The sequence below is a fragment of the Alkaliphilus pronyensis genome (assembly GCF_009017275.1).
Classification (GTDB): domain Bacteria; phylum Bacillota; class Clostridia; order Peptostreptococcales; family Natronincolaceae; genus Alkaliphilus_C; species Alkaliphilus_C pronyensis.
This window is the reverse complement of sequence record NZ_WBZC01000046.1, coordinates 13,611-38,657: the sequence shown is the minus strand read 5'-3', so window position 1 is coordinate 38,657 and position 25,047 is coordinate 13,611. Positions and strand designations below refer to the sequence as shown.

Annotated in this window: 26 protein-coding genes and 1 tRNA gene; 8 read left to right on the top strand and 19 right to left on the bottom strand. The window is 34.5% G+C overall.

Annotation, left to right across the window (positions count from 1 at the left end):
• Window positions 1–84: 84 nt before the first annotated feature.
• From F8154_RS11530 to F8154_RS11500, 8 genes are all read right to left on the bottom strand, one after another.
• Window positions 85–2,391, bottom strand: coding sequence for a xanthine dehydrogenase family protein molybdopterin-binding subunit (locus F8154_RS11530; protein WP_151861772.1), 2,307 nt, complete (start codon window positions 2,389–2,391; stop codon window positions 85–87).
• Entirely contained in the window at window positions 2,375–2,599 is a 225-nt protein-coding gene (locus F8154_RS15630; protein ID WP_330577897.1) for a 2Fe-2S iron-sulfur cluster-binding protein, read from the bottom strand. Before F8154_RS15630 ends, F8154_RS11530 begins: the two co-directional genes overlap by 17 nt.
• Window positions 2,600–2,611: 12 nt before the next feature.
• Complete coding sequence (locus tag F8154_RS15625; protein ID WP_330577896.1) at window positions 2,612–2,842, bottom strand: (2Fe-2S)-binding protein; 231 nt, start codon at window positions 2,840–2,842, stop codon at window positions 2,612–2,614.
• Window positions 2,832–3,632 carry an FAD binding domain-containing protein gene (locus F8154_RS11520; RefSeq protein ID WP_207706881.1) on the bottom strand — a complete coding sequence of 267 codons (801 nt, stop codon included), beginning with the start codon at window positions 3,630–3,632 and terminating at the stop codon, window positions 2,832–2,834. Before F8154_RS11520 ends, F8154_RS15625 begins: the two co-directional genes overlap by 11 nt.
• A gap of 5 nt (window positions 3,633–3,637) precedes the next feature.
• Window positions 3,638–4,990 carry a uracil-xanthine permease family protein gene (locus F8154_RS11515; protein ID WP_151861770.1) on the bottom strand — a complete coding sequence of 451 codons (1,353 nt, stop codon included), beginning with the start codon at window positions 4,988–4,990 and terminating at the stop codon, window positions 3,638–3,640.
• Window positions 4,991–5,315: 325 nt separating this feature from the next.
• The gene (locus F8154_RS11510) at window positions 5,316–6,092 is read right to left on the bottom strand and encodes a Na-translocating system protein MpsC family protein (RefSeq protein WP_151861792.1); all 777 of its coding nucleotides are present in this window, start codon (window positions 6,090–6,092) and stop codon (window positions 5,316–5,318) included.
• Window positions 6,085–7,968, bottom strand: a complete 1,884-nt coding sequence (locus F8154_RS11505) for an ABC transporter substrate-binding protein (protein WP_151861769.1) — start codon at window positions 7,966–7,968, stop codon at window positions 6,085–6,087. Before F8154_RS11505 ends, F8154_RS11510 begins: the two co-directional genes overlap by 8 nt.
• Window positions 7,969–8,000: 32 nt before the next feature.
• Complete coding sequence (locus F8154_RS11500; protein WP_151861768.1) at window positions 8,001–8,414, bottom strand: DUF3842 family protein; 414 nt, start codon at window positions 8,412–8,414, stop codon at window positions 8,001–8,003.
• 263 nt (window positions 8,415–8,677) lie between these two features.
• On the opposite strand from F8154_RS11500, the gene F8154_RS11495 reads away from it, so the two are divergent.
• The 4 genes from F8154_RS11495 to F8154_RS11480 all read left to right on the top strand — a co-directional run bounded on the left by F8154_RS11495 (window position 8,678) and on the right by F8154_RS11480 (window position 11,559).
• The gene (locus F8154_RS11495) at window positions 8,678–9,376 is read left to right on the top strand and encodes a metal ABC transporter ATP-binding protein (protein ID WP_151861767.1); all 699 of its coding nucleotides are present in this window, start codon (window positions 8,678–8,680) and stop codon (window positions 9,374–9,376) included.
• On the top strand, window positions 9,373–10,173 hold the full coding sequence (locus F8154_RS11490; RefSeq protein ID WP_151861766.1) for a metal ABC transporter permease: 801 nt from the start codon (window positions 9,373–9,375) through the stop codon (window positions 10,171–10,173). The genes F8154_RS11495 and F8154_RS11490 overlap by 4 nt, the downstream gene beginning before the upstream one ends.
• Window positions 10,174–10,194: 21 nt before the next feature.
• Entirely contained in the window at window positions 10,195–10,989 is a 795-nt protein-coding gene (locus tag F8154_RS11485; protein WP_151861765.1) for a metal ABC transporter solute-binding protein, Zn/Mn family, read from the top strand.
• 270 nt (window positions 10,990–11,259) lie between these two features.
• Complete coding sequence (locus tag F8154_RS11480) at window positions 11,260–11,559, top strand: hypothetical protein (RefSeq protein WP_151861764.1); 300 nt, start codon at window positions 11,260–11,262, stop codon at window positions 11,557–11,559.
• Between the two features lie 54 nt (window positions 11,560–11,613).
• Here F8154_RS11480 and F8154_RS11475 read toward each other — a convergent pair.
• Both F8154_RS11475 and F8154_RS11470 read right to left on the bottom strand, forming a co-directional pair.
• Window positions 11,614–11,690 (bottom strand) — tRNA-Thr (locus F8154_RS11475).
• A 186-nt stretch (window positions 11,691–11,876) separates the two neighbouring features.
• Entirely contained in the window at window positions 11,877–13,106 is a 1,230-nt protein-coding gene (locus F8154_RS11470; protein ID WP_330577895.1) for an HlyC/CorC family transporter, read from the bottom strand.
• Between the two features lie 173 nt (window positions 13,107–13,279).
• On the opposite strand from F8154_RS11470, the gene F8154_RS11465 reads away from it, so the two are divergent.
• A complete protein-coding gene (locus F8154_RS11465; protein WP_151861762.1) occupies window positions 13,280–14,170 on the top strand; it encodes a VOC family protein in 891 nt (296 codons plus the stop codon).
• Between the two features lie 67 nt (window positions 14,171–14,237).
• Here the strand turns inward: F8154_RS11465 and F8154_RS11460 are convergent, their stop codons facing one another.
• From F8154_RS11460 to F8154_RS11430, 7 genes are all read right to left on the bottom strand, one after another.
• Window positions 14,238–14,561, bottom strand: a complete 324-nt coding sequence (locus tag F8154_RS11460; RefSeq protein WP_151861761.1) for a YbjQ family protein — start codon at window positions 14,559–14,561, stop codon at window positions 14,238–14,240.
• Window positions 14,562–14,593: 32 nt separating this feature from the next.
• Entirely contained in the window at window positions 14,594–15,196 is a 603-nt protein-coding gene (locus F8154_RS11455; RefSeq protein ID WP_151861760.1) for a hypothetical protein, read from the bottom strand.
• A gap of 216 nt (window positions 15,197–15,412) precedes the next feature.
• A complete protein-coding gene (locus F8154_RS11450) occupies window positions 15,413–16,456 on the bottom strand; it encodes a 5-oxoprolinase subunit C family protein (RefSeq protein WP_151861759.1) in 1,044 nt (347 codons plus the stop codon).
• Window position 16,457: 1 nt separating this feature from the next.
• Entirely contained in the window at window positions 16,458–17,198 is a 741-nt protein-coding gene (gene pxpB, locus F8154_RS11445) for a 5-oxoprolinase subunit PxpB (protein ID WP_151861758.1), read from the bottom strand.
• Between the two features lie 32 nt (window positions 17,199–17,230).
• Window positions 17,231–18,004 carry a LamB/YcsF family protein gene (locus tag F8154_RS11440; protein WP_151861757.1) on the bottom strand — a complete coding sequence of 258 codons (774 nt, stop codon included), beginning with the start codon at window positions 18,002–18,004 and terminating at the stop codon, window positions 17,231–17,233.
• Window positions 18,005–18,050: 46 nt separating this feature from the next.
• The gene (locus tag F8154_RS11435) at window positions 18,051–18,944 is read right to left on the bottom strand and encodes a DUF4392 domain-containing protein (RefSeq protein WP_151861756.1); all 894 of its coding nucleotides are present in this window, start codon (window positions 18,942–18,944) and stop codon (window positions 18,051–18,053) included.
• The gene (locus tag F8154_RS11430) at window positions 18,941–19,723 is read right to left on the bottom strand and encodes a putative hydro-lyase (protein WP_151861755.1); all 783 of its coding nucleotides are present in this window, start codon (window positions 19,721–19,723) and stop codon (window positions 18,941–18,943) included. The genes F8154_RS11435 and F8154_RS11430 overlap by 4 nt, the downstream gene beginning before the upstream one ends.
• 463 nt (window positions 19,724–20,186) lie before the next feature.
• Here F8154_RS11430 and F8154_RS11425 point away from each other — a divergent pair, with 463 nt between their 5' ends.
• From F8154_RS11425 to F8154_RS11415, 3 genes are read left to right on the top strand one after another with little or no spacing between them, the layout of a single operon-like run.
• Entirely contained in the window at window positions 20,187–21,143 is a 957-nt protein-coding gene (locus tag F8154_RS11425) for a TAXI family TRAP transporter solute-binding subunit (protein WP_151861754.1), read from the top strand.
• A complete protein-coding gene (locus F8154_RS11420; protein WP_151861753.1) occupies window positions 21,130–21,684 on the top strand; it encodes a DUF1850 domain-containing protein in 555 nt (184 codons plus the stop codon). Before F8154_RS11425 ends, F8154_RS11420 begins: the two co-directional genes overlap by 14 nt.
• Window positions 21,674–23,635 (top strand): TRAP transporter permease, encoded by a 1,962-nt coding sequence (locus F8154_RS11415; protein ID WP_151861752.1) that lies wholly within the window; start codon window positions 21,674–21,676, stop codon window positions 23,633–23,635. Before F8154_RS11420 ends, F8154_RS11415 begins: the two co-directional genes overlap by 11 nt.
• A 54-nt stretch (window positions 23,636–23,689) precedes the next feature.
• Here the strand turns inward: F8154_RS11415 and F8154_RS11410 are convergent, their stop codons facing one another.
• Together F8154_RS11410 and F8154_RS11405 are read right to left on the bottom strand one after the other, a co-directional pair.
• Window positions 23,690–24,574 (bottom strand): LiaI-LiaF-like domain-containing protein, encoded by an 885-nt coding sequence (locus tag F8154_RS11410; protein WP_151861751.1) that lies wholly within the window; start codon window positions 24,572–24,574, stop codon window positions 23,690–23,692.
• Window positions 24,575–24,576: 2 nt separating this feature from the next.
• Window positions 24,577–25,026: a PspC domain-containing protein gene (locus F8154_RS11405; protein ID WP_207706879.1), complete on the bottom strand. Its 450-nt coding sequence runs from the start codon at window positions 25,024–25,026 to the stop codon at window positions 24,577–24,579.
• Window positions 25,027–25,047: the final 21 nt, after the last annotated feature.

The window sequence follows — 25,047 nt, the reverse complement described above, 5'->3', positions numbered from 1 at the left end:
AATATCTATTGTCAAATTATATACTAGATAATTACAAGTTATCATTTTCAAAATGTATCAATTTGTGGTAATCTAGCCTCTAGGTCATTTAATACTTTTATAGAGATGAAGTACCTTTTCTGGTGTGGCAGGTAAATCTCTGATTCTTACTCCACATGCATTATAAATTGCATCTGTAATGGCAGGTGCTACTGTATTAATAACCACCTCACCAATTGATTTTGCTCCATAGGGTCCGGTCTCCTCAAAGCCCTCAGCCAGTTCTACATGAATGTTGCCTATATCCATTCTGGTGGGTATCTTATACTCCATAAAGGTATCTGTAATAAGGCGACCCTCTTTAGTATATTTTACCTCTTCATATAGGGCAAGACCTATTCCCTGTACAATTCCTCCCTCTGCCTGTATTCTAGCAAGCTTAGGATTTATTGCTGTTCCACAATCCACTACACCCACAAAATCTATTACATCTACTTTACCAGTTTCTAAATCCACCTCTACTTCTGCAAATCCTGCCATATAAGGTGGAGCTGCTTTTTTAGGAACAAAGGAGCCAGTTGCAGTAAGCTGTACATGAAGCATATTGTAGGTTATTTTTTTAGAAAATTCCTCTAAGGTTATTGATTGCCCATCATTTCTTGAGTATATCCTTTTGCCATCAAAAATAGTATTTTCCTCTATAGTATCAAAATATTTAGCACCATAGGTTACTATAAGGCTTTTCATTTTTTCAGCAGCAGCTATAACAGCATTACCTGTAGTATAGGTTGTGCTTGATGCATATGCTCCACTGTCGAAGGGGGTAACATCTGTATCAGAGGCATAAACGATTAACTTATCTATATCTACACCTAATGCTTCAGCAGCTATTTGACTTAATATTGTATCACTGCCGGTTCCAATATCAGTAGCCCCTAGCATAAGAGTAAAAAAGCCATCATCATTAAGCTTTAGGGTAGCAGAAGCCATATCTATGTTTGGAAGTCCTGACCCCTGTTGTGAAATTGCCATTCCCATACCCCTTACCCTTGTGGAGCTTATAACCTGGTTAGGGTATTTTTTATCCCATGATATTAGCTCTTTCCCTCTATTTACACAGTATTCCAACATACAGCTATCCATATACATTGGCTCTTTACCTGCACCCTTTGTTATAATGTTGTATAGGGGGGTGGTTTCACCTTTTTTAATCATATTTTTCTCCCTAATAGCCACAGGATTTATGTTAAGCTCCTTAGCCAGTTCATTTATGGCTGATTCTAAAACGAAGGTACCTTGTGTAACTCCAAATCCCCTAAATGCTCCCCCTGGAACACGATTTGTATATACAGCCTTTCCATTGAATCTACATGCTTCCACCTTATTATATAGGGTTAAAACCTTTTTACCAGCTGCGGCTAAGGTTGTTTGGGCGTGTTCTCCATAAGCACCTGTGTCCCATAAGCCCTCCATATCTATTGCTCTAATAAGTCCTTTTTTGTCTGCTCCAATGGTTATATCAAATGTCATGGCATGTCTTGAGGTGGTACCTGTGAATACTTCCTTACGGCTATAAACTATTTTAGCAGGTCTACCAGTTTTTAAAGTAACTAAAGCTGGATAAAACTCTGATTGAACCGTCTGCTTTGAACCAAAGCCACCACCTATACGGGGCTTCATTACTCTAATTTTACTGACGGGAATGTCTAGGGCATTGGATAATATCCTTCTTACATGGAAGGGTATTTGGGTTGATGTAACCACTACTAATCTGTCGTAGTTATCTAAGTAAGTATAGGTTCTTTGGGATTCCATCATTGCCTGTGATTGTGACTGTGTAGTATAGCTTCTTTTTATTATAATTTTACTATCCTTTAGAGCCTTTTCCATATCTCCTAAGCTAAAATCAACTTTAGCTACAATATTTTTTACTCTATTATAGCCTACTTCTATATTTGTAAATACATCCTCCTCTGGATGAACTGGAATACTGTCCTCTGCCTCCTTAATATTTAGTACTGGCTTTAGCACTTCATATTCAACCTTTATCAGCTTCATAGCCCTTGTAGCAGTTTTTTCATCTATTGCAGCAATAATTGCTACATCATCCCCAATATGCCTTACATATTCATCCAGTAAAAATTTGTCATAGGGGGACAGCTCTGGATAACACTGTCCAGCCCTAGTAAAGGGTTTTCTTATTACATTTTTGTAGGTAAAAATACAGACTACCCCTGGTACCCTTTCAGCCACGGTGGTATCAATATTTTTAATTCTTGCAAAGGCATGGGGGCTCCTTAAAACCTTTACTAGAAGGGCATCCTTTGGTGCAATATCATCGGTATAGGCAGCTTTACCTGTTACTAGACTCATACCATCTAATTTTGATATGCTGCTATTTACTATCTTCATTGTACTTTACCTCCAAATATTTCTTTATGGCCCTTAGTTGCCCTATGTAGCCTGTACATCTACATAAATTACCATTTAAGTAATGTAATATCTCTTCTTCACAGGGATTTTTAATGCTTTTTTCTAAATAAAGAATACTCATTATGGTACCGCTACTGCAATAGCCGCATTGATCAACACCTTCATCAACTAAATATTTACCAATCACCTTTGCCTCCTCCTATACACCTTCAATGGTGGTGATTTCTCCACCCTCCGCCTTTGCACATAAAAGAACACAGGATAAAACAGCTTTTCCATTTAAATGAATCGTACATACTCCACAGCTGCCTGTATCACAGCCCTGTTTAACCCCAATATACCCATACCTTCTTAATGTCTCCACAAGAAATTCATCAGGTCTAATCTCCAAGGACAGCTTTGACCCGTTAATTATTGTATTAAGCCTCAAGGTAACCCACCTCCAATAAAGCCTTTTTCAGTAAAACCTTACATATTGCTTGTCGATATTGACTGCTTCCTCTACTGTTGCTACCAAAAACTATTTCATTTGATATTATGTCATATATGTCCTTAAGATTTTTATTATTGACGCCGTAATTACTTATATACTCCATTGTGTTATAGGCTAAAACCGCCCTCCCTGGTCTTGCTCCTACAGCTATTTTGATGGTTGGATTTTTGGAAACAGCAATGTTTAAGATAGCATAGTCTCCCCTAGAGTTTCTCATTGACTTAAAGCTTACATTTTTATATTTGCTTTTTATAATGATACTTTGTAAAATATCTTTACTTGCTACTTTTTCTGCCATAAAGGCTTCTAAGGGTATAATACCACCCTTGTAGAGCTTTACCTTTGTATCTAGCACCATTAATGCCGTGTTAAAATCAGAAAAACCATATTTAGAGTATACTGTGGCACCTACTGTAGCAATATTTCTTAATTGCACCCCAACAATTTCCTTAACGGAGTTAGAAAGCATATTGTTAAAGTTTTTGTTTAATATAGGTGATGCTTCAATCTCACCTAATGTAACCATAGCACCTATTTCTATAGATTCCTTAAGCTCGTTAATGCTGTTTAAGCCACACTTTGATAAATCTATAGCTGTAGAAATATTCTTGCTACCCATTCTAATAAATGCACCACCACCTATGAGGGTAGCATTTTTATTTGATATTAAATGCCCATAGGCCTCTTCCAGCGTCGATGGAAAAATATAGTTTTTTATAGTAATCAAATTCATCACCCCTTCGATTCCATTTCTTCCCTCTCTCTTTTTTCATCCCCTAAGGTCTTTTGTGGCAGAATTAAATTCAAAGTAAACACAACTACTGTTGCAATTACAACAGCTGAACTACCAAAAACCATCATCACCCAACTGGGAAACAATTGTAATGATTGGGGAACCTGAGTAATTCCCATACCAAGGGCTACAGCCAAGCCTACTATAGTAATATTTCTACCAGACAACTCATCTTGAATAATTAACTTAATTCCTGTCATTGTTATCATTGCAAATACTGTAATAGTGGCTCCACCCAGTACACTTTGCGGAATTGTAGTCATTACAGCTCCAAACTTCGGTATAAAACCTCCTAAAAGTATAAAGCCAGCTGCAAGAGCTAATACAAATCTACTTACAACCTTAGTCATAGCAACTATCCCTACATTTTGACTATAGGTTGCAGTTGGAAGTCCTCCAAATAAGGAAGCAATTACACTTGAGAATCCGTTCCCAATAATTCCTCCCGAAAGCTCGTTATCGGTAACTTCTCTTCCCATTCCTCCTACTGTTGTGGCTGATAAATCTCCAACTGCTTGAACAGAATTAACTATGTACATTATTACCATTGTTATAATTGCAGATGGGTAGAACTCAATTCCGAAATGCAAAGGCTTAGGTACTGCAAACCATGCAGCCTCCTTTACTGGTGTGAAATCTACTAATCCCATTACAATAGCTATAACATAACCTACTATTATACCAACTAAAATTGAAGCAAGCTTTGTATAGCCCTTAGTAAACTGATTGCAAAACAATACTACTGCAAGGGTAATTAAAGCTATGCCCCAGTTTATAAAGGCTCCATAGGTTGGTGAGCCTACACCGCCAGCAATATAGTTTATTGCTATTGGATAAAGGGACAATCCAATTGTAAATACAACTGTTCCCGCAACCAGTGGTGGAAAATATTTTCTTATTGGCTTTATAAATATACCCACTACAATTGCAGCCACTCCACCTATTAACTGTGCTCCAAAGATACCTGCAATTCCATAGCTAGAGCCAATGGCAATTAGTGAAGGAACATATGCAAAGCTTACACCCATTATTATTGGTAAGCCTGAACCAACCTTACCAAGTGGATAAAGCTGTAGTAGAGTTGCAATACCTGCTATAAACATTGCACATTGAACAAGTAGAGTTCTATCTGCTGAGTTTAGTCCTACCACTCCAGCAACTATGATAGCTGGGGTAACGTTACCAACAATCATTGCTAAAACATGCTGTAATCCTAAGGGTATAGCCTTTCCTAATACTGGAATTCCGTTTAAATCAAATACCGACCTGCTTTTTGTGGTTTCTTTTAACATTGTAATCCCTCCATTTTAGTTTACTTTAAACTTAGTTTTTAGCAGGAATAATTTGCTCCTCCCTTCTTCTTTATTTGAGAATAATTAAATAAACATTCCTAGGAAAACTACATAAAAAAGGTCAGCACAAAAGAAGATTAACTTCTCTAGTGCTGACCCTCTAGAACCTAACAATATACTGCTATTTCTAAAAATTGCCAACTATGCTATTACATTTTAATTTAGCTATACTACTAATGGAGCCTTTTATTTTCTCCTTTAGCTATACATAATTTGCTAAAAAAATCTTTGTCAATATGTTAACATACTAATCTAACAATTGCAACTATAATATTGAAAACGTTAACCTATCTATATCTCTTCTACAATCAATTATTATATCAATTACTTTTACTTGATTCTTTAATATTTCCTTAACTCTTTCTTCTAGTCCATTAATACCCTCTAGGTAAAACAGTCTTCTATTATATTCAACCATACTATGGTTTCTATTATTTGATATTAGGTGTTGCTCTAAGTTGGTAAGAGTATTAAAGGCTTTAATCTCTAAAACATCGCCTTCTATAAAGACTTGAACATCCTTTGGACCTTTACCGCTGTGGACTTTTATAAAATGTGCAACTTCACTTTTTATCTTTTTTTCAATAATTAATTTCTCCTCTTTGCTTAATAAAATATTATCTTCAATTACAGTTTCCTTCATTTTGTTTTTAAAAATCTCTCTTCCTACCTTTTCCATAGTATGAATAAGCTCCATTGGATTAATTGGTTTAACTACATATTTTACAATACCTACCTCCACAGCCTCTATTATTGTCTCTGTATCCGATAGAGCTGAGGTTATTATAATTGATGATGTATATCCCATTTTTCTTATGTTTCTAATCATCTCTAGTCCATCCATTATTGGCATTTTCAAGTCAGTTATAACTATATGGGGATTGTTTTCTTTAAATGCTTCAATTCCTTCTACTCCATTTTCCGCAGTATATAGCTTCCCTATTCTACGCTTTAGAAGCTTGATCATTTCGTATTTGGTGGCTTCTTCATCCTCTACATAAAGCACCCTTAGGTTGCTTAATACATTGTTTTTGTTAGTCATTGCCACAATCATCCACCCCTTTACATGGTACTTCCACTACCATTTTAACTCCATCCTTTGTGTTTTGCCAGTCTATCCTGCCATTTAAATTGTTTTCAATTATTATCCTTGTCATATACAGGCCTAAGCCTGTCCCTTTAGATTTTTCCTTTGTTGTAAAGTAAATATCAAAAATATAATCCTTTATATCATCATCTATGCCGCCACCATTGTCTACTATCTCAGTTATAATGTAATTGTTTTTTTCTAGTATACTTATATTAATTTCTTTATTATCTACCCCAGAAGCTATAAGGGCATCTATTGCGTTTATGATTATGTTAAACATAGCCTGTGAATATTGATTGCTATAGCCATAAGCCTTTTTTGATGTTATGCAATTAAAATAAACCTTAATGTTATTAAGCTTCAATTTTTCCTCCACTAATTCCAACACTGCAATTATACTATCATAAACAGAAAAGGACTCTTTATCAGTTTTCGGATTAGAAAAGTACCTAAAGTCGTCTATTGTATCTGACATTTTATGTATTAGCCTTCTTGATCTTTCAACTGCATCTGTAAGGGAATCCTCAGTTAACTCCCTATGATAATATTCATCTTGTATATTTGCAATAATTAACCCTAAGTTATTTAAGGGCTGTCTCCATTGGTGGGCTATGTTTGCTATCATTTCACCCATGGCGGCCATTCTTGCCTGATATATTATTATTCCTTCCTTCTTTTTGTTTTCCGCCATTTCCTTCTGAAACAGCTCCTCTAACTGTCTCTTTGTTTTCTTCTCTGTAATATGAATTATTAGTATAACCAGTAATAATATTAATGCAGAAAAGAATAGCACCCTTAAAACCTTCTCCTGTACTTTAGCTTCCTCCATTTTTATTGCTTCATAATCAAAAATTAAGGTGTTTATATCAAAGTCCTTAGAAACTAAATTCAATTTATGCAGAGTTTCATGGGTTTTTTCCCATCTATATGGATTTATGTTTCCAACTTCCACAACTGGGTGATAGGTTAATTCTAAAACCTTCTCAGCTTGAAATCTATTATATGCAATAGTAGATTCATTTTTGCTTGTATCTGCTTCAACAAGTAAGGCAATTTTTTCTGCTATCTCCCCAGGATTTTCAAGGGCATATTCCCAGCCTTTTATAGTAGCTCTTTTAAACCCTTCAACCATTTCAGGCTTCTCTTTGGTTAGATTTCGTCTAGTGAATAGGCTATCTCCATAGAAGTCAATACCATAGTCAATTGGTTTTATTGACTTTAATTGAATGTCCTTTTCTTCCGAATAATAAAGAATGCTACTCAAGTAAATTGGAACTACATCATAGGTATCATTAATTAAATCTTCTATAGTGAAGCTACCTGTATGCTGATAAATCTCCAGTCGGCTTGGGTTTATACCCTCTGCTATCAACATTGCCTGTAGCTCTATATCCAATAGATCCTTCTCTCTTCTAGCAGTTTTTAAATCAACTAAATCTACTAATGAAGTAAAGGCAGTATCCTCCTTCATGAAGAACTCAACAGCACTTCTTTGAAAAATTGAGGCTATAATCGATAGGTCATAGCCATTATCATTTGCAATAATAATATCTACAGCCCCAATTCCAAAATCAGCCCTTCCTTCAGCTACTTCATCTGTAGCCTGAAGCACTCCACCATCTTCTGTGAAGCCAGACCTTATCTCAACTTCAAGCCCCTCCTCTTCATAATAGCCCTGCCATAGGGCTGCATAATATCCTGCAAATTGGAATTGATGATGCCACCTCAATTGTAGTACTACTTTTTCTAAAGCCTCAGCTCCATATGTAGTAGTACTCATTAAACTGAATATAGCTAATAATAAAAGAATTTTGAATGTCTTGTTCATTTACTTTACTCCTAATTCCGCTGACTTACCTGTTATTTGCTACACACGGATAATATTTTTTTTACTGCACAATCCACATGATATTGTAAGGATTCATCAACTACTCCTGTAATGTAAATATTGCATTTATTATAGGGTATAAGAATTTTTAGAGCATTGCTTTCTCCAATAGCCTTAGCCATTAGTGGTGTTAACTCACCTAGAATTGAATTAGGTGAAATAATGCCTACTGCACCTACTATAACATCAACCTTATCTGAATTATATACAATAGGATTTTCACCTGTGGCTCCTTCATCTGCCCCTGCCTTCAACATGTTAGTAGTAGCCATAGTATTTGTTCCTAAAGCTAAAACAGAAATATCTTTATTCTTTTGAGCCTTTATCTTCTCTATAATAGCTTTACCAATTCCCCCACCCTGTCCATCTATAACAGCTATACGCATTTTTTTACCTCCATACATTAATTAAAATAATATTATGCTAAGTAAATTATACCAAACCCTACTGTTTATTGACAATCCATCTATTTACTGCTATAATTTTTGTAATTACAGTTATCTGAAGATAATTTTAACCAACAAGAATGTTGTAAATCAAGTAAAGTAATCTAATGCTAATTATAAGAATCATGAAGATTCAATGTTTCTAAGAATAGAAGCACTTCTTCGTGTTTTTTTATGTAGAAATTTAAAAAGGATAGATACTAATGTTTAATGAAAACGCAATAGAATTAAATAATGCTTTTGTAGGTTATGGAGATGTTACTATATTAAAAAACCTTGACTTTAAGGTTAAAATAGGAGAATTTGTATCAATTCTAGGTGAAAACGGTGCTGGAAAAACCACCCTGTTTAAAAGTATCCTTTTAATTCTACCTCTAACAAAGGGAACTATAAGGGTTTTTGACAAGGAAGTAGCTTGGGGAAGGGATAATACATGGTTACGTTCACAAATTGGTTATGTACCCCAAAATCATAATAAAGGTAATTTTCCTATTTCTGTTTTTGATGCAACCCTTTTGGGTCGTTGGGGCTCATCCTTTTCTTATTTTAAGAGACCCTCATTAAGGGATAAGGAAATAACAAGGGAAATCTTAAGGGTAGTAAACCTAGAAGATATGATGCATCATGATTGTAAAGCTCTATCGGGAGGTCAAACCCAAAGACTAAACATTGCAAGGGCATTGGTGAGAAAGCCTAGAATTCTTTTATTGGATGAACCCACCACCCACTTAGATGTAGATTCTCAGAGAAAACTAGATGCAACAATATCCAATATTAGGAATCAATATGAATTGTCGGTAATTATGATTAGCCATGACAAAGCCCATGCAATTAGCTTAAGTGATCGTATAGTATATCTTAGAAATGGAAAAATCTATAATGATATAGGGGTGCCATTATGAACATTATTGAGTTTTTAAAGGTGCCTATTTTCCAAAGAGCTTTAATTGCATCAATTCTAGCTGGCGGAACAATGTCATTGCTAGGTATTGTTATTGTTGTATTTAATATGACTACTATACGATTTGCATTAATGCACTTCGGCTTATTAGGTGGAGCAATTGGCCTTGCACTTGGAGCTAATCCACTTACCGTAGCAATTGCTGCTATTGCCTTAGCCTCGCTGCTATTTGGTCCTCTATCTGATAGGTTAAAGCTAGATACAGGTCTTATTGGAGCCTTCTTTATGACTGGCAGTATTGCAATTGCATTTTTGCTTTTTTATAAAGCAGGAGTCCCGGCCCTTGATGTTTTTAGCCTGTTTACTGGTAGTATATTAACCTTAACCTCCAATGATTTATTATTTATTTGTGTTCTAGCGTTAATTATTGTTTTATTTTACGTTATTTTTTATAAAGAAATTCAATTAATATTCTATGATTCAGATCAGGCAGAATGGTTAGGGGTTCCTACAAAAAAAATACGAAATGCCCTTTTGTTTTTAACCGGTTTATCAATCGGGGTTGCAATGAAGATTGTTGGTGCTTTACTCATTGATGCACTAATACTTTTGTCTGCAATGTCAGCTATGAGATTAGCAAAAAACTTCAAGCAGCTTATTTTACTAACTTCCCTATTTGGAATCCTTACAACCACTGGAGGCTTGTTGTTCTCAATGGTTTTTGATTTTCCATCTGGTGCAACTATAACCTTAACAGGTGTGTTGATTTTATTAATTAGCTTGCTTACCCAAAAATAACTATGTTATGGAGGAGAAAAAATGAAATTTAAAAAAGCTTTTATGATATTATTAATTATATGCTTGTTAACATTAGCTGTAATAGGATGCAGTAATAATACTGATGAGATTACTGGAGCAGATGAGACTTTAAAGGATTTAGAGGAAGCAAGCATTGTGGCCTCAACAAGCTGGACTGCATTAATGGCAGAGGCAGCTGGAGCAAAAAATGTAACCATTATCGCCCCTGTAGAGCTAAAGCATCCCCCTGAATATGATTTTAAACCAAGTGATATTAAAAAAATTCAAGAGGCTGATTGGGTTATTATGGCTGGCTACGAAGCCTTTATGAATAAAATAATTGAGGCTAATAATATAGATCAAGAAAAAATAATAAGAGTAAAAACCACAAATACCTATGATAATTTAGTTGAGCAAACTAAAATAATTGCTGAAAAAATAAATACTGTTAACCTACAGCAGGAATGGGTATCTGAGTTTTCTAATACAATGGATGTAATAATGGAAAAGTCTAAAGAAGGCAATGTCAGCGATATAAGAGTATTAGTCCATACCCATTTAGCAGCCTATACAAAATCCTTAGGCTATGATGTAGTAGAGGTCTATGGTGCAGAAGAGCTAAGCCCTGCTAAAATAGGAGAGCTAGCTAAGCTACAGCCAGATTTAATTATAGATAATTACCACAACCCACAGGGTATAGCAATAGAAGAGCTTAGTGGAGCTAAAAGAGTTGAGTTAAGGAATTTTCCAGGGGTTGAACAGGAAAGTCTTGTAGACCTTATGATTTATAATGCTAAGCTGTTAAATATATATTAAATCTATATTTTAACTGGAGATATGTGTGCCACAAGTGGAATTAAGCCTTTGTTATAATAGTAGCAATTACAATAGGTATTATACATTTTATGTATATATACCTATTTTTTATTGAAAGTGTTTCACATTTCCCTCTAATAGATTATAATTGACTTAGATAAAGCTTATAACCACACAGCAAAACTAATAATGCATAGGGTTTCAAATATCTTGCATTTAGAAACATACCCATTAGTTTAAGCTATAACCATGATATAAGGGGGATTAAAATTGAGTAAACAAGATGAACTTTTTGATTTAATGACTAAGATGTATGCCGACTTAAAAGACGGTCAAAGCAAAATACAGGATGATATTTTCGATATTAAAGGTAAATTGAGTGAAGTTGATACACGACTTGAAAAAGTTGAAATGGAATTTGAAAAAGCAGAGTTTAAGTTAGAACATAAAATTGAAGCTAAAATTGATGCCTTATTCGACGGCTACATACAGAACTCTGAAAAATTAAGTCGTATTGAAAAAGAGGTAACAAAGCACGATGAAATAATCCTAAGAAAGGTAAAACCATGATTAAAAACCCACCCTCCGAAACCTTTCGAAAAGTGGGCTTTATCAACGTTTTAATGGAGCTGATGAGCGGACTCGAACCGCCGAACCTCTTCCTTACCAAGGAAGTGCTCTACCTGCTGAGCTACATCAGCATATTTACTTATACATGCCATCTTTAGGACACTAAAATATTATATATTATATTTTTGCTTATGTAAAGATATATATGCAAAATTATTATATCAAAATTCGCCATCCATAATTTGCCATAAAAGCAATAATACTATCTTAACCTATATTATACTTATCAGTAGCTTAAAATATAACTAAATATGTTTTTACTTATGGACTCTTATGTTTTTCACTCTATTCTTCTCAACTGTTTCTACCTTAAAGCTTATATCCTTCACTTTAATTGCTTCTCCTGTCTTTGGCAATCTACCCAGCTCTCCAATAATAAACCCACCTATGGAATCAAATTCCTCTGTCTCTATATTTATATTCAGCAATTCATTTATATCATTAATTCTTGTAGCACCATCCAATAAATATTCATTATCATTTAGTGCATTAATCTCAACTTCATTCTCATCATATTCATCCTGTATCTCTCCAACAATTTCTTCTATCATGTCTTCCATAGTAACTATTCCTGCTGTCCCTCCATACTCATCTAAAACAACCGATATATGAATACGATTTTTTTTCATCTCCTTGAAAACATCACTAATTTTCTTAAACTCAAAGGTATAGATAGGTTTTCTGATATAATTTGTAATGGTAAATTCTACATTATTGTTTTCAACAAAAAACAAGTCCTTTACATATAGCATGCCTGTAATATTATCTATGCTTTCTTCATAAACGGGGTATCTTGAAAACTGTTGCTGCTTAAATATTTCTATTATCTCTTGAAAGGATGCATTTATATTGATTGCCACTATATCTGTTCTTTGAATCATTACATCCCTAATGCTCATATCTCCAAACTCGAAAACATTATGGATCATTTGCTTTTCGTCAACCTCCAAAACGCCCTCTTCATGGCTTACATTAACCAATGTTTTTAATTCATCTTCTGTAATAAATGGACGATCTTTATCTATTTTTAAACCTAATAGGCTGGCTATACCATTGGTTACATAAGTTAAAATAGAAACTATTGGCTTTAGGGCTACAATAACTAAATTCATTGGCCCTACCACCTTAAGTGAAACTGCCTCAGCTTTTTTTGCAGCATATGACTTTGGTGTTATTTCTGCAAAGATTAAAACTAAAATAGTCATAGCTACTGTAGCAATAGCAACACCATTATTGGGGAATAGGTCTATTGCCAAAGAAGTAGCCAATGCTGATGCTCCAATATTTACGGCATTATTACCAACTAAGATGGTGCTTAACAGCTTTCCTGGCTTTTCCAATAGCTTGCTTATCATGTCAGCCCCTTTAACTTTCTCATCAAGCATGTGTCTAACTCTTATCTTGCTTATAGACATTAAGGCAGTCTCTGAAGCAGAAAAAAAACCAGATAGAATAAGCAATAAAAATAAAACTAGTATTCTAAACATATAGTTCAAAGGATTCACCTACCATCAAATTATCTCATTACATTTAGTATAGCATTTATTAAAAAATATTAAACCCTATATTGTCATGTCTAGTATGCTGTTTTTTCCATAGATTGAAGTCTGCTTTTGTGGGTAAATACTTAAAAAGTAATATAAAGTGGGGAGTGCTTAATATGAGCTTCAAGGTACCTGAATCAACGAGAATATCTAATGTGCATCTTCAAGTTTCAAACTTGGAATCATCCCTCAGATTTTATAGTAAATTACTAGGCTTTAAAATCATTGAAATTAACAGCAATATAGTATATTTATCAGCAACAGGCCATTACCCTTGTCAAATTATTATGTCTGTTATCGATAATTCAACTGAAAGACCCTATAGGACAACTGGATTATATCATATAGGCATAAGGGTGCCTAATCGAATTGAACTGGCTACTATACTAAAACGATTACTTGATTCTAATTGGCATTTGTGTGGATTATCTAATCATACAGTTTCTGAATCAATTTACTTAACAGATCCTGATGATAATGGAGTAGAAATATATGCAGATAGTCCTAAAAAGAATTGGATAAATAACCTTCACATGTCTACTACTTCTTTGAATCCACGGAGTCTCTTAGATGAACTATCAAGCAATAATAGCATCACTTGGAAGGATATTGATCCTCAAACCGATATTGGTCACATACATTTACAGGTCTCTAACCTAAAAAAGACAGCAGATTTTTATCAGCATGTAATAGGCTTTAATGTTACATGGCGTAGTTCGCCTGGTGCAATTTTTTTAGCCGCAGGCTCTTATCATCATCATATAGCTTTAAATACTTGGAGCAGTAAAGATGCTATAGCACCACCAACTAATAGTGTTGGATTAATTTCATTCTCCCTAGAAATAGATAACCTACAATCATTAAACTCACTTAATAAGCATCTTTTGGAATACAATTACACCTTTAAATCCTTCTCTAATAATGGTAATGATGGTGTTTTACTGCATGATCCCGATGGAGTAAAAATACAAATTGTAACCAATAAAAAGCAAATAAGTTCGCCTTAATAGCCGGAGAACTTATTTGCTTTTACTTGTTATTCATTACCGCAGTGAAGTTAAAACTCCATCTGAACTAAGTTTTCTTTATAAGCTTAACTGCTGTACCATAAGCTAGTATTTCGGCAGCCCCTTGCATAACAGCAGATGTTGAAAATCTAACATTTATTATGGCATCTGCTCCTAATTCTGTAGCTTCTTTAGTCATCATGTCTATTGCAGTCTCTCTAGCTTCTACAAGCATTTGTGTATACTCCTTAAGTTCACCACCCACTATATGTCTTAAGCCCGCCATAATGTCTTTTCCTATATGCTTAGCTCTAATTGTACTTCCCTTCACTAGACCCAACACCTCGGCAACTTCTTTGCCAGGCACCTCAGAGGTAGTAATTACTAACATGTTATATCCTCCCTTTCTTATTTATACTTAAATCAAATGTAAAGTCTATAATATATATAAGCTCCAGCAATAATAGTTACAAATCCACCTAAAATAGTTAGTACTTCTTTATACATTGGTCTTCCTTTATTTTTTTCATTTATAAACTCAACTAAATCGTAGGTTATTTCATCAAAATATGGAATGGCATGTGTTTTCTTAAATGTTACATTAATGTTACTGCCAACAAACGAACTATTAACAGATATTAATGACTTTGAATTATGTAGAATATATTTTACATCAGAAAACTCCTCAACCTTATTATATTCTATTCTGTAGCCCTTTAAAGCCGATTCAATAAATTCTACTATGTAGCTTTTTTGTATTCCAGGAACACTTATTTTTTTTGTAGATAAAATTTTATAAAAACCATACATATTAAGTAATATGAGGGCTATAGCTAATAAAGATAAGATAGAGAATACATTAAATTCATTAAAAATATTTTTCATGAATGTTTGGTTTAAAAATAAATAAAATGCTACTATAGAACATAATACATTAACGGTTCTGGACTCACTAAATGGGTTACTTGATAGTAGTTTATTAATACCATCAAAAATTAAAGCAGCTCCAAAAAATAATATAGCCATTACAATGTCAATTTCAATTACCCCCTTCCCCCAAAAACATTTTCTATTTTTATCGTCTTTTAATTTTCAACTATCTCTTCTTGTTTTCAATTTCAATTTTTCATTTTCCATTTTCAATTTTCCATTTTCAGTTTTCCATTTTTAATTTTATGTTTGTCTTTCAACTTTTCACTTTTCACTTTTCACTTTTAACTTTTAACTTTTAACTTTTAACTCTTAACTTTTCACTTTTTCCTCCTCTACAACCACTCTATATTCTATACCTTTAACACGTATATTATATACCCTAGTGGTGTTTTTTTCCATTATTTTCTCCTTTAGGCTTGAAAATTTTTTTTCTACATCATCCAACATTTTCTCTTCATCAATCAGTAGCTGCTGTGCTTCTTCTACTGCTATCCTCTGAAACCTAATTTTATCACCAGGCTTCATTTGAGCAAGTAAAGAAATATCAGTTGAAATAACATTGGCAATTTTAGCATAGCCACCTGTTGACTGTCTATCAGCCATCATAATTATTGGCTTACCATCTCCTGGAACTTGAATTGCTCCTAGGTTTATTCCCCCAGAAATAACATCCGAACCACTTACATGCTTTAGTCCAGGTCCCTCAAGCCTATAGCCCATTCTATCGCATTGATTAGTCAGTTGATACTCCTCACTTAAAAAGACATCAATAGTATCCTTTTTAAACATATGTAACTCTGTTCCTAATATTACTCGAACTACTCTATTATTATAATTTTTAATATAATTAAGTTTAATTTTTCTATCCTCTAGTAATATACCAGGCTTTTTAAGAGGGATAAAATCCTCTTCTTTTAATTTCCTTCCTTTAAAGCCTCCAAATTGCCCCCTCATATATGTTGATTTACTTCCCATAACTGGCTTTATACTAAAGCCACCTGAAACAGCCATATACCCTCTACAGCCATTTTTAAGACCCTTAAACTTTAATTTATCTCCAGGTTTTACTACATAGGTACGATACATATCTATGTCAACATCATTGATGGTAGGAGTTAGATTTCCTCCAGTAATTGCTATTGTTGTTCCGCAGTTAAATAGTATTTCTGGACCCAGCATAGTTATTTCTAATGCACCTTCACCTCTATCATTACCCACCAGTATATTTGCTAATTTGAGGGAGTACTTGTCCATTGCCCCCGAAACAGGAATTCCATATTGCTGAAATCCTACTCTTCCTAAATCTTGAATTGTGGTAAGAAGGCCAGCCCTGAGTATTCTTATTGAAGACATATTATACACTTCCCTTCAAACTGTACTTGACCTTATAAGTTCCCTCATTTACTTCATTTTGCATGTTTACAAAGGTGTTTTTATCAATGGCTTCAAATCTTATATATTGTCCAGCCTTTAATAAAACATATGGCTCCTCTTCAGGATTAAATAATTTCAATGGCGTTCTTCCAATTATTTGCCATCCGCCTGGGCTTTCTATAGGATAAATACCCGTTTGATTGCCTGCAATACCCACAGAACCAGCTTCTATTTTTTCACGTGGCACCTTAAGTCTTGGGGTAGAGATTTTCTCCTTCATACCCCCTAGATAAGGAAATCCAGGAGTAAAGCCAATCATATAGATAAGATAATCAACTGATGAATGTAATTCTATAACTTCATCAATTGAGATTCCATTATGATTTGAGACATTTATTAAGTCTGGTCCAAACTCACCACCATAGGCAACTGGAATATGTACAACTTCAGAGGGTGGTAGATTAATGCTATGGACTATTTCTTCTATACACCTCAGTTTTTCTACCATTTTTTTAAAGGTTATTTTCGTGGCATCATAAATTACCAATAATGAAGTGTAGGCAGGAATCACTTCTATAATTTCATTGTGCATATTAAGGTTTTCTGCAATGGCCTGCTGGAAGCCTCTTACCTTAATATTTATATCCTCGCTTATTTGGTTACTAAAAACTATAAGAATCCCATTATCTCCTGATGGTTTGTAATCAGCTTTAATATTCATTTTTCCTTATATGATATAGTCCTAGACTAAAATCATACTCTCCTTCCCTTATTTATGGATTTAATACTGATTCCCTCTTCCTTTAATTTTATATTTATATTTTTGGCAAATTCTAAAGCCATCTCATTATCACCATGAATACAAATGGTATCGGCTTTAACTACTATATCTTTTCCATACATGGATTTAATCTTGCCTTCTTTAACCATTCCTAAAACCCTATTATAGCACTGATTCACATCATGGATAACTGAGCCAGCAATACTTCTACTTACTAAAGTACCATCGCAGCTGTGGGCACGATCAGCAAAAACTTCATTTAAGCCTTTAATACCTACCTCTGCTGCCGCCTCTATTAATTTTGAGTTAGCTAATCCAATTAAAGACAAACTGGAGTCAATATCATAAATAGCCTCTGCTATTGCCCTAGCAAGTTTATAGTCACTGGCAGCCATATTATAAAGGGCACCGTGGGGCTTTACGTGGTTGAGCTCACCTCCATTAGCTTCAACAAAGGCCTTTAGGGCTCCCACCTGATATATTACGTATGCCTTTGCTTCGTCTGATGATACTATCATATTTCTTCTTCCAAAGCCCAATAGATCAGGAAAGGCTGGATGTGCTCCAATGGCTACACCCTTTTCCAGTGCTAATTTAACAGTTTTATCCATTATAACAGGGTCACCTGCATGGAAGCCACATGCTATATTTACCGACGAAACGTAATTTATAATATCCCTGTCGTTTCCAATAGAATAATTACCAAATCCCTCTCCCATATCACAATTTAAATCAACTGAAAGCATGTAGCAACTCCTTCCTTTACTTAATTTAGTAGCGTTACAAAGGATTCTAGCATATCTCCTTTTTTTCTCTTTGTAATGCATTTACAACAACATTTCTAATCTTTTCAAACATATGTAGATTTATCTCAAGGCTTAATCCATCTACTGTCATCTCATTTTTTTTACTACAGCCATCTACTCCTCCTGCTGAAACCATACCCTTAAGCATAGCTATCTCTTCAGTAGCTTCATGTAAAAGCATTTCCTCAGACATTATTGACAGACCTGCCCCTAAACCATGGCCTCCCCAGTTGGAAACACCAGCAACTATCAAATAGTCAGTTGATGTAATAGCACATATATCATGGCCATTTGATATGTTTTCCTTTAGTTGTGTTGCAATTTTACCCATTCCCATCTCATTTCCACCGTCACCAATTGCAATTCTAGTAATGCCAAGCTCTAGGGCTAAATGAAAAAAAGTATCGGTATTTGGTACAAAACCAGTTATATCCTCACCCCTCATTGAATAGCATCTTCCATCAGAAGCCCTACCGGGTCTTTCTATTGCAACTATATGGGTTGGATTAAAGCCATTAATTATTCCCCTGCAATAATCATCAGTATTATTGAATGGAACAACCTCAATCTCTAGGTTAATATTTAACCCTTTACAGCAGCCTGCCACAAGGCCTTTAGAATACTCATCAGTTACTACAAGCACCTCTTTTCCTATCTGCATTAAACAATTGGCTAAGGATACTGCTCCTATTGGCCCATCGGTTTCACCAGTCATTGTATCCTTTATACAAAAGCCTGTAATAATTATTACCCTTTTACTATTATACAGTTCATCTACAGCCGATTGTAAATCCCCATACTGAAGCATTTCACTTAAACCCCTATTGCCGATATCTAATCCAACTATTGCCTCTATCTCCTTTAAATATTCATCCTTCATAGTTTTTTCAGCTCCTCATCCTTAAGGTCAGTAATAAACATATGGCCTGGAGAATGGGTAATTACTAGCTCAAGTTTCGCCCTCATTATTGCCACCTGCGGTGTTACTCCACAAGCCCAAAATACTGGTACCTCATCCCCTTTAAATGTAACTCTATCTCCATAATCTGGTGAATTAATATCTACAATACCTATCTCTTCCGGACTCCCCACATGAATAGGGGCACCATGAACCTTTGGAAATTGAGACGTTATCTCCTTTGCCTTATCAACCATATTTCTAGGTATTGGTCTCATGCTGACAACCATATTACCACTAAAAATACCAGCAGGTAAACAGTTGATATTAGTTATATACATTGGTACATTTTTATTTTCTTCAATGTGTCTAATAGGAATACCAGCAGTCATTAGGGCATTTTCAAATGTAAAGCTACAGCCCAATAAGAAGGATACAAAGTCATTGTTCCAGAGGTTTACTATATTGCTTACCTCCTCTGTTAATAGTCCATTTTTGTATATTCTATATTTAGGTAAGTCCTTCCTTAAATCACCAGTGGCAGCAGTAAGAATTGGTGTATATTCCCCTCTCTCACATACATCTAACACTGGACATGGTTTTGGATTTCTTTGACAAAATAAAAAAAAGTCAAAGGCGTATTTATAGGGTACTATTACTAAATTTGCTTGAGTAAAGCCTGGTGCTAAGGAAGGTGTAGGCCCCATCCATTTATTTTCTCTGATGAGTTTTCTTGCAGCCTTCCCGTTATAGATCTCCATTTCCATTCCCTCCTTTGTCATACAATTTTATTATACAACAATTTTTGCTGATGTCCTCTAAATTTTCAAAATAATATTACTCTTTGCATATTACATCTTGCAAATGTATATTTTCACATGGGTTTATAGACTATAATTGCATTGTAATAATTTAAATGTTCTGTTAATTGTAATTCTTTTAGTATTAATTTGTAGTTTTCTGTGGGCAAGCAGTATAATTATATTAGTATTGTAACTTGTATTTTTAATTTGGATGTTGTATTTTCAACATTTATACATAACGCTTTATTTTATTGTTAATTTATTATATAATAGTGTAAATGATATTTTAGTTGTTCTTACTTTCATTTTTAAAATTTATTTATATTTTTATATACTTCTCGTCTGTATAGATGTATATTTTTTATGTCAACTAAAGGATAGTTTACTATCTTTTAATAAAAAACATTAAGGGGGAAAAAAAATGAGAAAATTTAAAGCACTTTCTTTTCTTTTAATCTGCATTCTTATGATTGCTACTTTTACAGTAGGCTGTGGAGCTAAAGAAGAGCGACTTGCAGTGGCTACAGGTGGTACTTCTGGAGTATATTATCCACTAGGTGGAGCATTTGCGAACATCATTACTGAAAAGGTTGATGGAGTAACCGCCAATGCTGAATCTACTGGTGCTTCAGTTGAAAATGTAAATCTACTTAACAATGGTGATGTAGATTTTGCAATGGTTCAAAATGATATTTCATATTACGCCTTTAACGGTATAGAAATGTTCCAGGATAAAGAGGCAATGACTAACTTAAGGGGATTAGCCACACTTTATCCAGAAACAATTCAAATTGTTGCTGCAGGTTCAGCAAATATAAAATCAGTTGAAGACTTAAAAGGCAAGCGTGTTGCAGTAGGGGCTCCTGGTAGTGGTACAGAAGCCAACGCTAGACAAATATTAGCTGCATACGGTTTAACCTATGACGATATCGAGGCTGACTATCTTTCCTTTGGAGAGGCTGCAGACAACCTTAAGGATGGTCACATTCAAGCAGCATTCGTAACAGCTGGAACACCTACTGCTGCAATAACAGACTTATCTACTACACATAATGTTAACTTGGTTCCTATTCCATCCAATAAAGCTCAGGAATTAATTTCTGATTATCCATATTATGCTGAGGTTACCATTCCTGCAGGAACCTATAAAAACCAAGATGAAGATGTAAGTGCAGTGGCGGTTATGGCTATGCTTACTGTTAGAGCAGACCTTGAAGATGATGTAGTCTATGAGATTACCAAAGCTCTATTCGAAAACCTTGATTCTTTATCTGCTGCCCATGCAAGAGGTGGCGATGTAAATATTGATAAAGCATTAAATGGAATGTCTTTAGAAGTTCACCCTGGGGCTCAACGCTACTATAATGAAGCTAAGTAATAAAAGTAATAGAAAAGGGTGTCGATTAAATCGATGCCCTCAACTATTAATTGTATTACTCTTAACCCTTATTATTTTTATAATTCATTTGACTTTACCAGTTTATTCTGCTGTAAAGATTTTTAGTGATTTTAATACAACTAAATATTTTATTGTTAAAGAAAATAGTGAACTATACATTGACTATATCCACTCGGTTATGAAAACTCCTGTACGGGATGTTTTTGAAGTGAAAAAGAATAATACTTTACTTCTAGTTAGAACTGAGTATAGTTCCTTTGGAGCTGGATTACCTACTGAAAATTATGGCACCATTCAGTTAGTAGATGGTGTTTATATAAATAGAGGAATCAATAAAGAGCTGACAATCATTCCCCTAAGAGTAGGAGCAATTGCAAACCATAAAGTCCAATTAGAAGATGGAAGATTTATATTTTTAAAGGATTTCATAAATGTTGGTAGCTTAGTCAAAATAAAAGCTGTTAAAATTAGTAGATTGCAGGCTTTCTTTATTGAAGGGAGGAATCGCATTGGAGGATAAGCAAAAACGTATTCAAGATGCCGTTGAAGAAAAGATAAATGTTGATGAGAAGCTAGCTGAGTTTGATACTTCATCAAACACCCGTAAGCTTGTGGGTGTTCTGGCTAAGGCTATAACTATTATAGCAATTGTAATGTCTTTATTTCATCTTTATACTGCAGGTGCAGGTACTCTTTTAGCTATGAAGCAAAGAGCATTTCATTTATTGTTTGTATTTGTACTGGGCTTTTTAATGTATCCAATCAGTAAAAAATCTAATAAGACAAAAGTTCCTATTTATGATTGGATTTTTACAATAGCAGGTATTGTAGTTACAACTTATATTATTTTTAACTTTGAAGCCCTAGTAAAGAGAGGTGGAATACCTAATAATTTAGATATTTTTCTAGGTATTTTAGCTATTTTACTTGTGTTGGAGGTAACCCGTAGAAGTATTGGTCCAGAACTTCCCACAATTGCTATAATTTTTATAGCATATGTATTTTTAGGTCCCTATTTACCAGGCGTACTAGGACATAGAGGCTATGCCTTAGACAGAATAGTAAATCAGCTGTACATGACAACAGAAGGTATCTTTGGTACCCCCTTAGGAGTATCATCTACTTTTGTTTTTATGTTTATACTTTTTGGTTCATTCTTAGAAATTACGGGAGTGGGACAATTCTTCATCGATGTAGCCTTTGCTGCAGCTGGACACAAAAAAGGTGGACCTGCTAAGGCAGCTGTTTTAGCCAGTGGATTTATGGGTTCAATATCTGGTAGCTCTATAGCTAACACTGTAACAACTGGAGCCTTTACTATTCCACTAATGAAAAAGGTTGGCTATAAAAGTGATTTTGCTGGTGCAGTAGAAGCAGCCGCTTCAACAGGTGGACAAATATTACCTCCTGTAATGGGTGCTGCCGCATTTATCATGTCGGAGTTCACTAATATACCATATATAAGAATTGTTATAAGTGCAGTTGTACCTGCTTTACTATACTATTTAGGTGTTACCATAATGGTTCATCTACAAGCTTCAAAGCAGGGCTTAGAGGGTATACCTAAGGAAGAATTACCTGAATTCAAAAGTACATTTAAAAAGGGGTTTCATCTTCTACTTCCCCTTTTATCTGTAGTAGTATTTTTGATTAGATTCTCTCCCTTAAAGGCTGCTTTCTTTAGTATTTTAGTAGCTTTAGCCGTAAGCTTTATAAGATCCCATACTAGAATTAATTTTAAGGATTTATTATATGCTTTGGAGGATGGAGCTAAAAAGGCAGTTAGTGTTGCAGCAGCATGTGCTTGTGCTGGAATTATAGTTGGTATAGTAACCCTTACTGGTCTGGGTCTAACCTTTGCAAACCTAATTGTTAGTCTAGCGGGAGGAATGCTTATACCTACTTTATTCTTAACAATGATAGCATCAATAATTTTAGGTATGGGTTTACCTACTACTGCAAAGTACATTGTACTTGCAACTATGGCTGCACCTGCACTAGTAGAGCTGGGGGTGCCATTAATTGCAGCCCATCTATTTATTCTATACTTCGGAGTTATCGCTGATGTTACACCACCAGTTGCATTAGCAGCCTATGCTGGGGCAGGAATAGCAGGAGGAGATTCCTTTAAGACTGGTCTTAATGCATTAAAGCTTGGATCAGCAGGGTTCTTAATTCCTTTTATATTTGCAATTAGCCCTAAACTATTATTAATAGATGTAACATTTGTAGAGGCAATTATGGCAATCACAACAGCTTGTTTAGGAATAGTTGCTTTTGCCAGTGGAGTTCAAGGTTATTTTTTAACTACTACTAAGATTTATGAAAGAGTAATGTTTATTATAGCTGCTTTACTCTTAATTCATCCAAACGTAACCATAGACTTTGTTGGATTTGTATTATTAATAGCGTCAGCAGCTATGCAATATCATAGATATAAAAAATCAAAGCCATTAGCCACTAATAGCTAAAAAGCTGATATAATGCTTATAAAAAAAGAAACCATTGATGGTTTTTTTTTTTTATTATCTTCTTGTTATATTGATATTTGCTACACCTGCATCTATATCAATAATTGCTTTACTTGATGCTTCTTCATAGCCAGGTGAGATATAATATCCATTAGACTTGATCCAACCTAGATTAGATAAGTTAGTTTTATTTAAGCCTCCATCTACTCGTGCTTTAATTCCTAACCCTTTACTGGCAATAATATCTAAATTAGATGCCCCACCATTAATAGATATATCTGTTAGTTGTCCTTTATCTCCAAGTATTAACTCTACATCACCTGCTCCTACTTTTAAATGTAAATCCCTTATTATTAATTTCCTTAAATCTATTTCACCTGAAACAGCTCCTACATCTGCATCTATGCTCCAGGGGATTTCATTGTTTAATTTAAAGACATAATATGGAGTTTCTCCATCAAAAAAGCTAACTGTGTTGGACTTTGATTCAAACTCTACAATAGCCCTCTTATGACTATTTTTGTGTTGAATACCATGGCTCACATATCTGTTATCAATTGATGCTTCAACTAAATTATCAGCAGTTCCTCCAACATTAAACATTAACCCACCCAGCTTCAGCTTTAACTCCGCTGCTTCAACTGCATCATGTTTTTCAATTGTTATATGATCTAATATAGCTGAATTGGTAGGATAATTAGAATTATAATAAACTCCATAGCTTATGATTGCTATAATAAATAGAATCCAAGTTGTTGCTGATATAACAGTATTCTTTTTGAAGATTGTATTTACGCCTACTACCACCAGCAGTAAAGGCCAAAGCTTAAAAAGACTATTGAAAACTGACCAGCTAATAAACCCTAGATTTATTAACAGAAACATGATTCCAATGGATATTAACATGATTCCCCCAATTATTCTATCTCGGTTCATCATCTTCACTTCCTTCCATTAACTAAAACATAAAGGCCTATAGCGATTAAAACAGCAGGCCAAAAGACTTTAAGGTTTATCCAGTGAAAGCCGAAAATATTTCTACTGAACATTATTCCACCAGCAATAATTAAACCTAAGCCAATTATAAAATTATTGTTATCACTTCTTGACTTCTCATCTTTTAAGGGTTCATTAGCTCCTTCATTATCATTATAGCTATTAGTGGTATCTACCTCCTCATATTCAACATCAATGCTATTACTATTGGATTTAGGCCTCTCTGACATAATAATTGCTGCTATAATATATACTATTAATCCTACTCCACCTGTTAATGTGAATATAACCCAAAGTAATCTTACAATTGTGGGGTCAACATTAATATATTCAGCTATTCCACCACATACACCTGCTAATTGCTTATCTCTTGATAGATATAGTCTTTTCCCCATAACCATATCCCTCCCTTCTGT

Coding starts and splice junctions, on each gene's coding strand:
- F8154_RS11530 (WP_151861772.1), bottom strand. CDS start 2,391: ATGAAGATAGTAAATAGCAGCATATCAAAATTAGATGGTATGAGTCTA.
- F8154_RS11440 (WP_151861757.1), bottom strand. CDS start 18,004: ATGCTTTCAGTTGATTTAAATTGTGATATGGGAGAGGGATTTGGTAAT.
- F8154_RS11405 (WP_207706879.1), bottom strand. CDS start 25,026: ATGGGGAAAAGACTATATCTATCAAGAGATAAGCAATTAGCAGGTGTA.
- F8154_RS11470 (WP_330577895.1), bottom strand. CDS start 13,106: ATGTTTAGAATACTAGTTTTATTTTTATTGCTTATTCTATCTGGTTTT.
- F8154_RS11430 (WP_151861755.1), bottom strand. CDS start 19,723: ATGGAGATCTATAACGGGAAGGCTGCAAGAAAACTCATCAGAGAAAAT.
- F8154_RS11510 (WP_151861792.1), bottom strand. CDS start 6,092: ATGACTAACAAAAACAATGTATTAAGCAACCTAAGGGTGCTTTATGTA.
- F8154_RS11435 (WP_151861756.1), bottom strand. CDS start 18,944: ATGAAGGATGAATATTTAAAGGAGATAGAGGCAATAGTTGGATTAGAT.
- pxpB (WP_151861758.1), bottom strand. CDS start 17,198: ATGAATATTAAAGCTGATTACAAACCATCAGGAGATAATGGGATTCTT.
- F8154_RS11485 (WP_151861765.1), top strand. CDS start 10,195: ATGAAATTTAAAAAAGCTTTTATGATATTATTAATTATATGCTTGTTA.
- F8154_RS11490 (WP_151861766.1), top strand. CDS start 9,373: ATGAACATTATTGAGTTTTTAAAGGTGCCTATTTTCCAAAGAGCTTTA.
- F8154_RS11450 (WP_151861759.1), bottom strand. CDS start 16,456: ATGTCTTCAATAAGAATACTCAGGGCTGGCCTTCTTACCACAATTCAA.
- F8154_RS11495 (WP_151861767.1), top strand. CDS start 8,678: ATGTTTAATGAAAACGCAATAGAATTAAATAATGCTTTTGTAGGTTAT.
- F8154_RS11505 (WP_151861769.1), bottom strand. CDS start 7,968: ATGAACAAGACATTCAAAATTCTTTTATTATTAGCTATATTCAGTTTA.
- F8154_RS11515 (WP_151861770.1), bottom strand. CDS start 4,990: ATGTTAAAAGAAACCACAAAAAGCAGGTCGGTATTTGATTTAAACGGA.
- F8154_RS11460 (WP_151861761.1), bottom strand. CDS start 14,561: ATGTTAGTAATTACTACCTCTGAGGTGCCTGGCAAAGAAGTTGCCGAG.
- F8154_RS11420 (WP_151861753.1), top strand. CDS start 21,130: ATGAAGCTAAGTAATAAAAGTAATAGAAAAGGGTGTCGATTAAATCGA.
- F8154_RS11410 (WP_151861751.1), bottom strand. CDS start 24,574: ATGATGAACCGAGATAGAATAATTGGGGGAATCATGTTAATATCCATT.
- F8154_RS11425 (WP_151861754.1), top strand. CDS start 20,187: ATGAGAAAATTTAAAGCACTTTCTTTTCTTTTAATCTGCATTCTTATG.
- F8154_RS11465 (WP_151861762.1), top strand. CDS start 13,280: ATGAGCTTCAAGGTACCTGAATCAACGAGAATATCTAATGTGCATCTT.
- F8154_RS11455 (WP_151861760.1), bottom strand. CDS start 15,196: ATGGCTATATTATTTTTTGGAGCTGCTTTAATTTTTGATGGTATTAAT.
- F8154_RS11500 (WP_151861768.1), bottom strand. CDS start 8,414: ATGCGTATAGCTGTTATAGATGGACAGGGTGGGGGAATTGGTAAAGCT.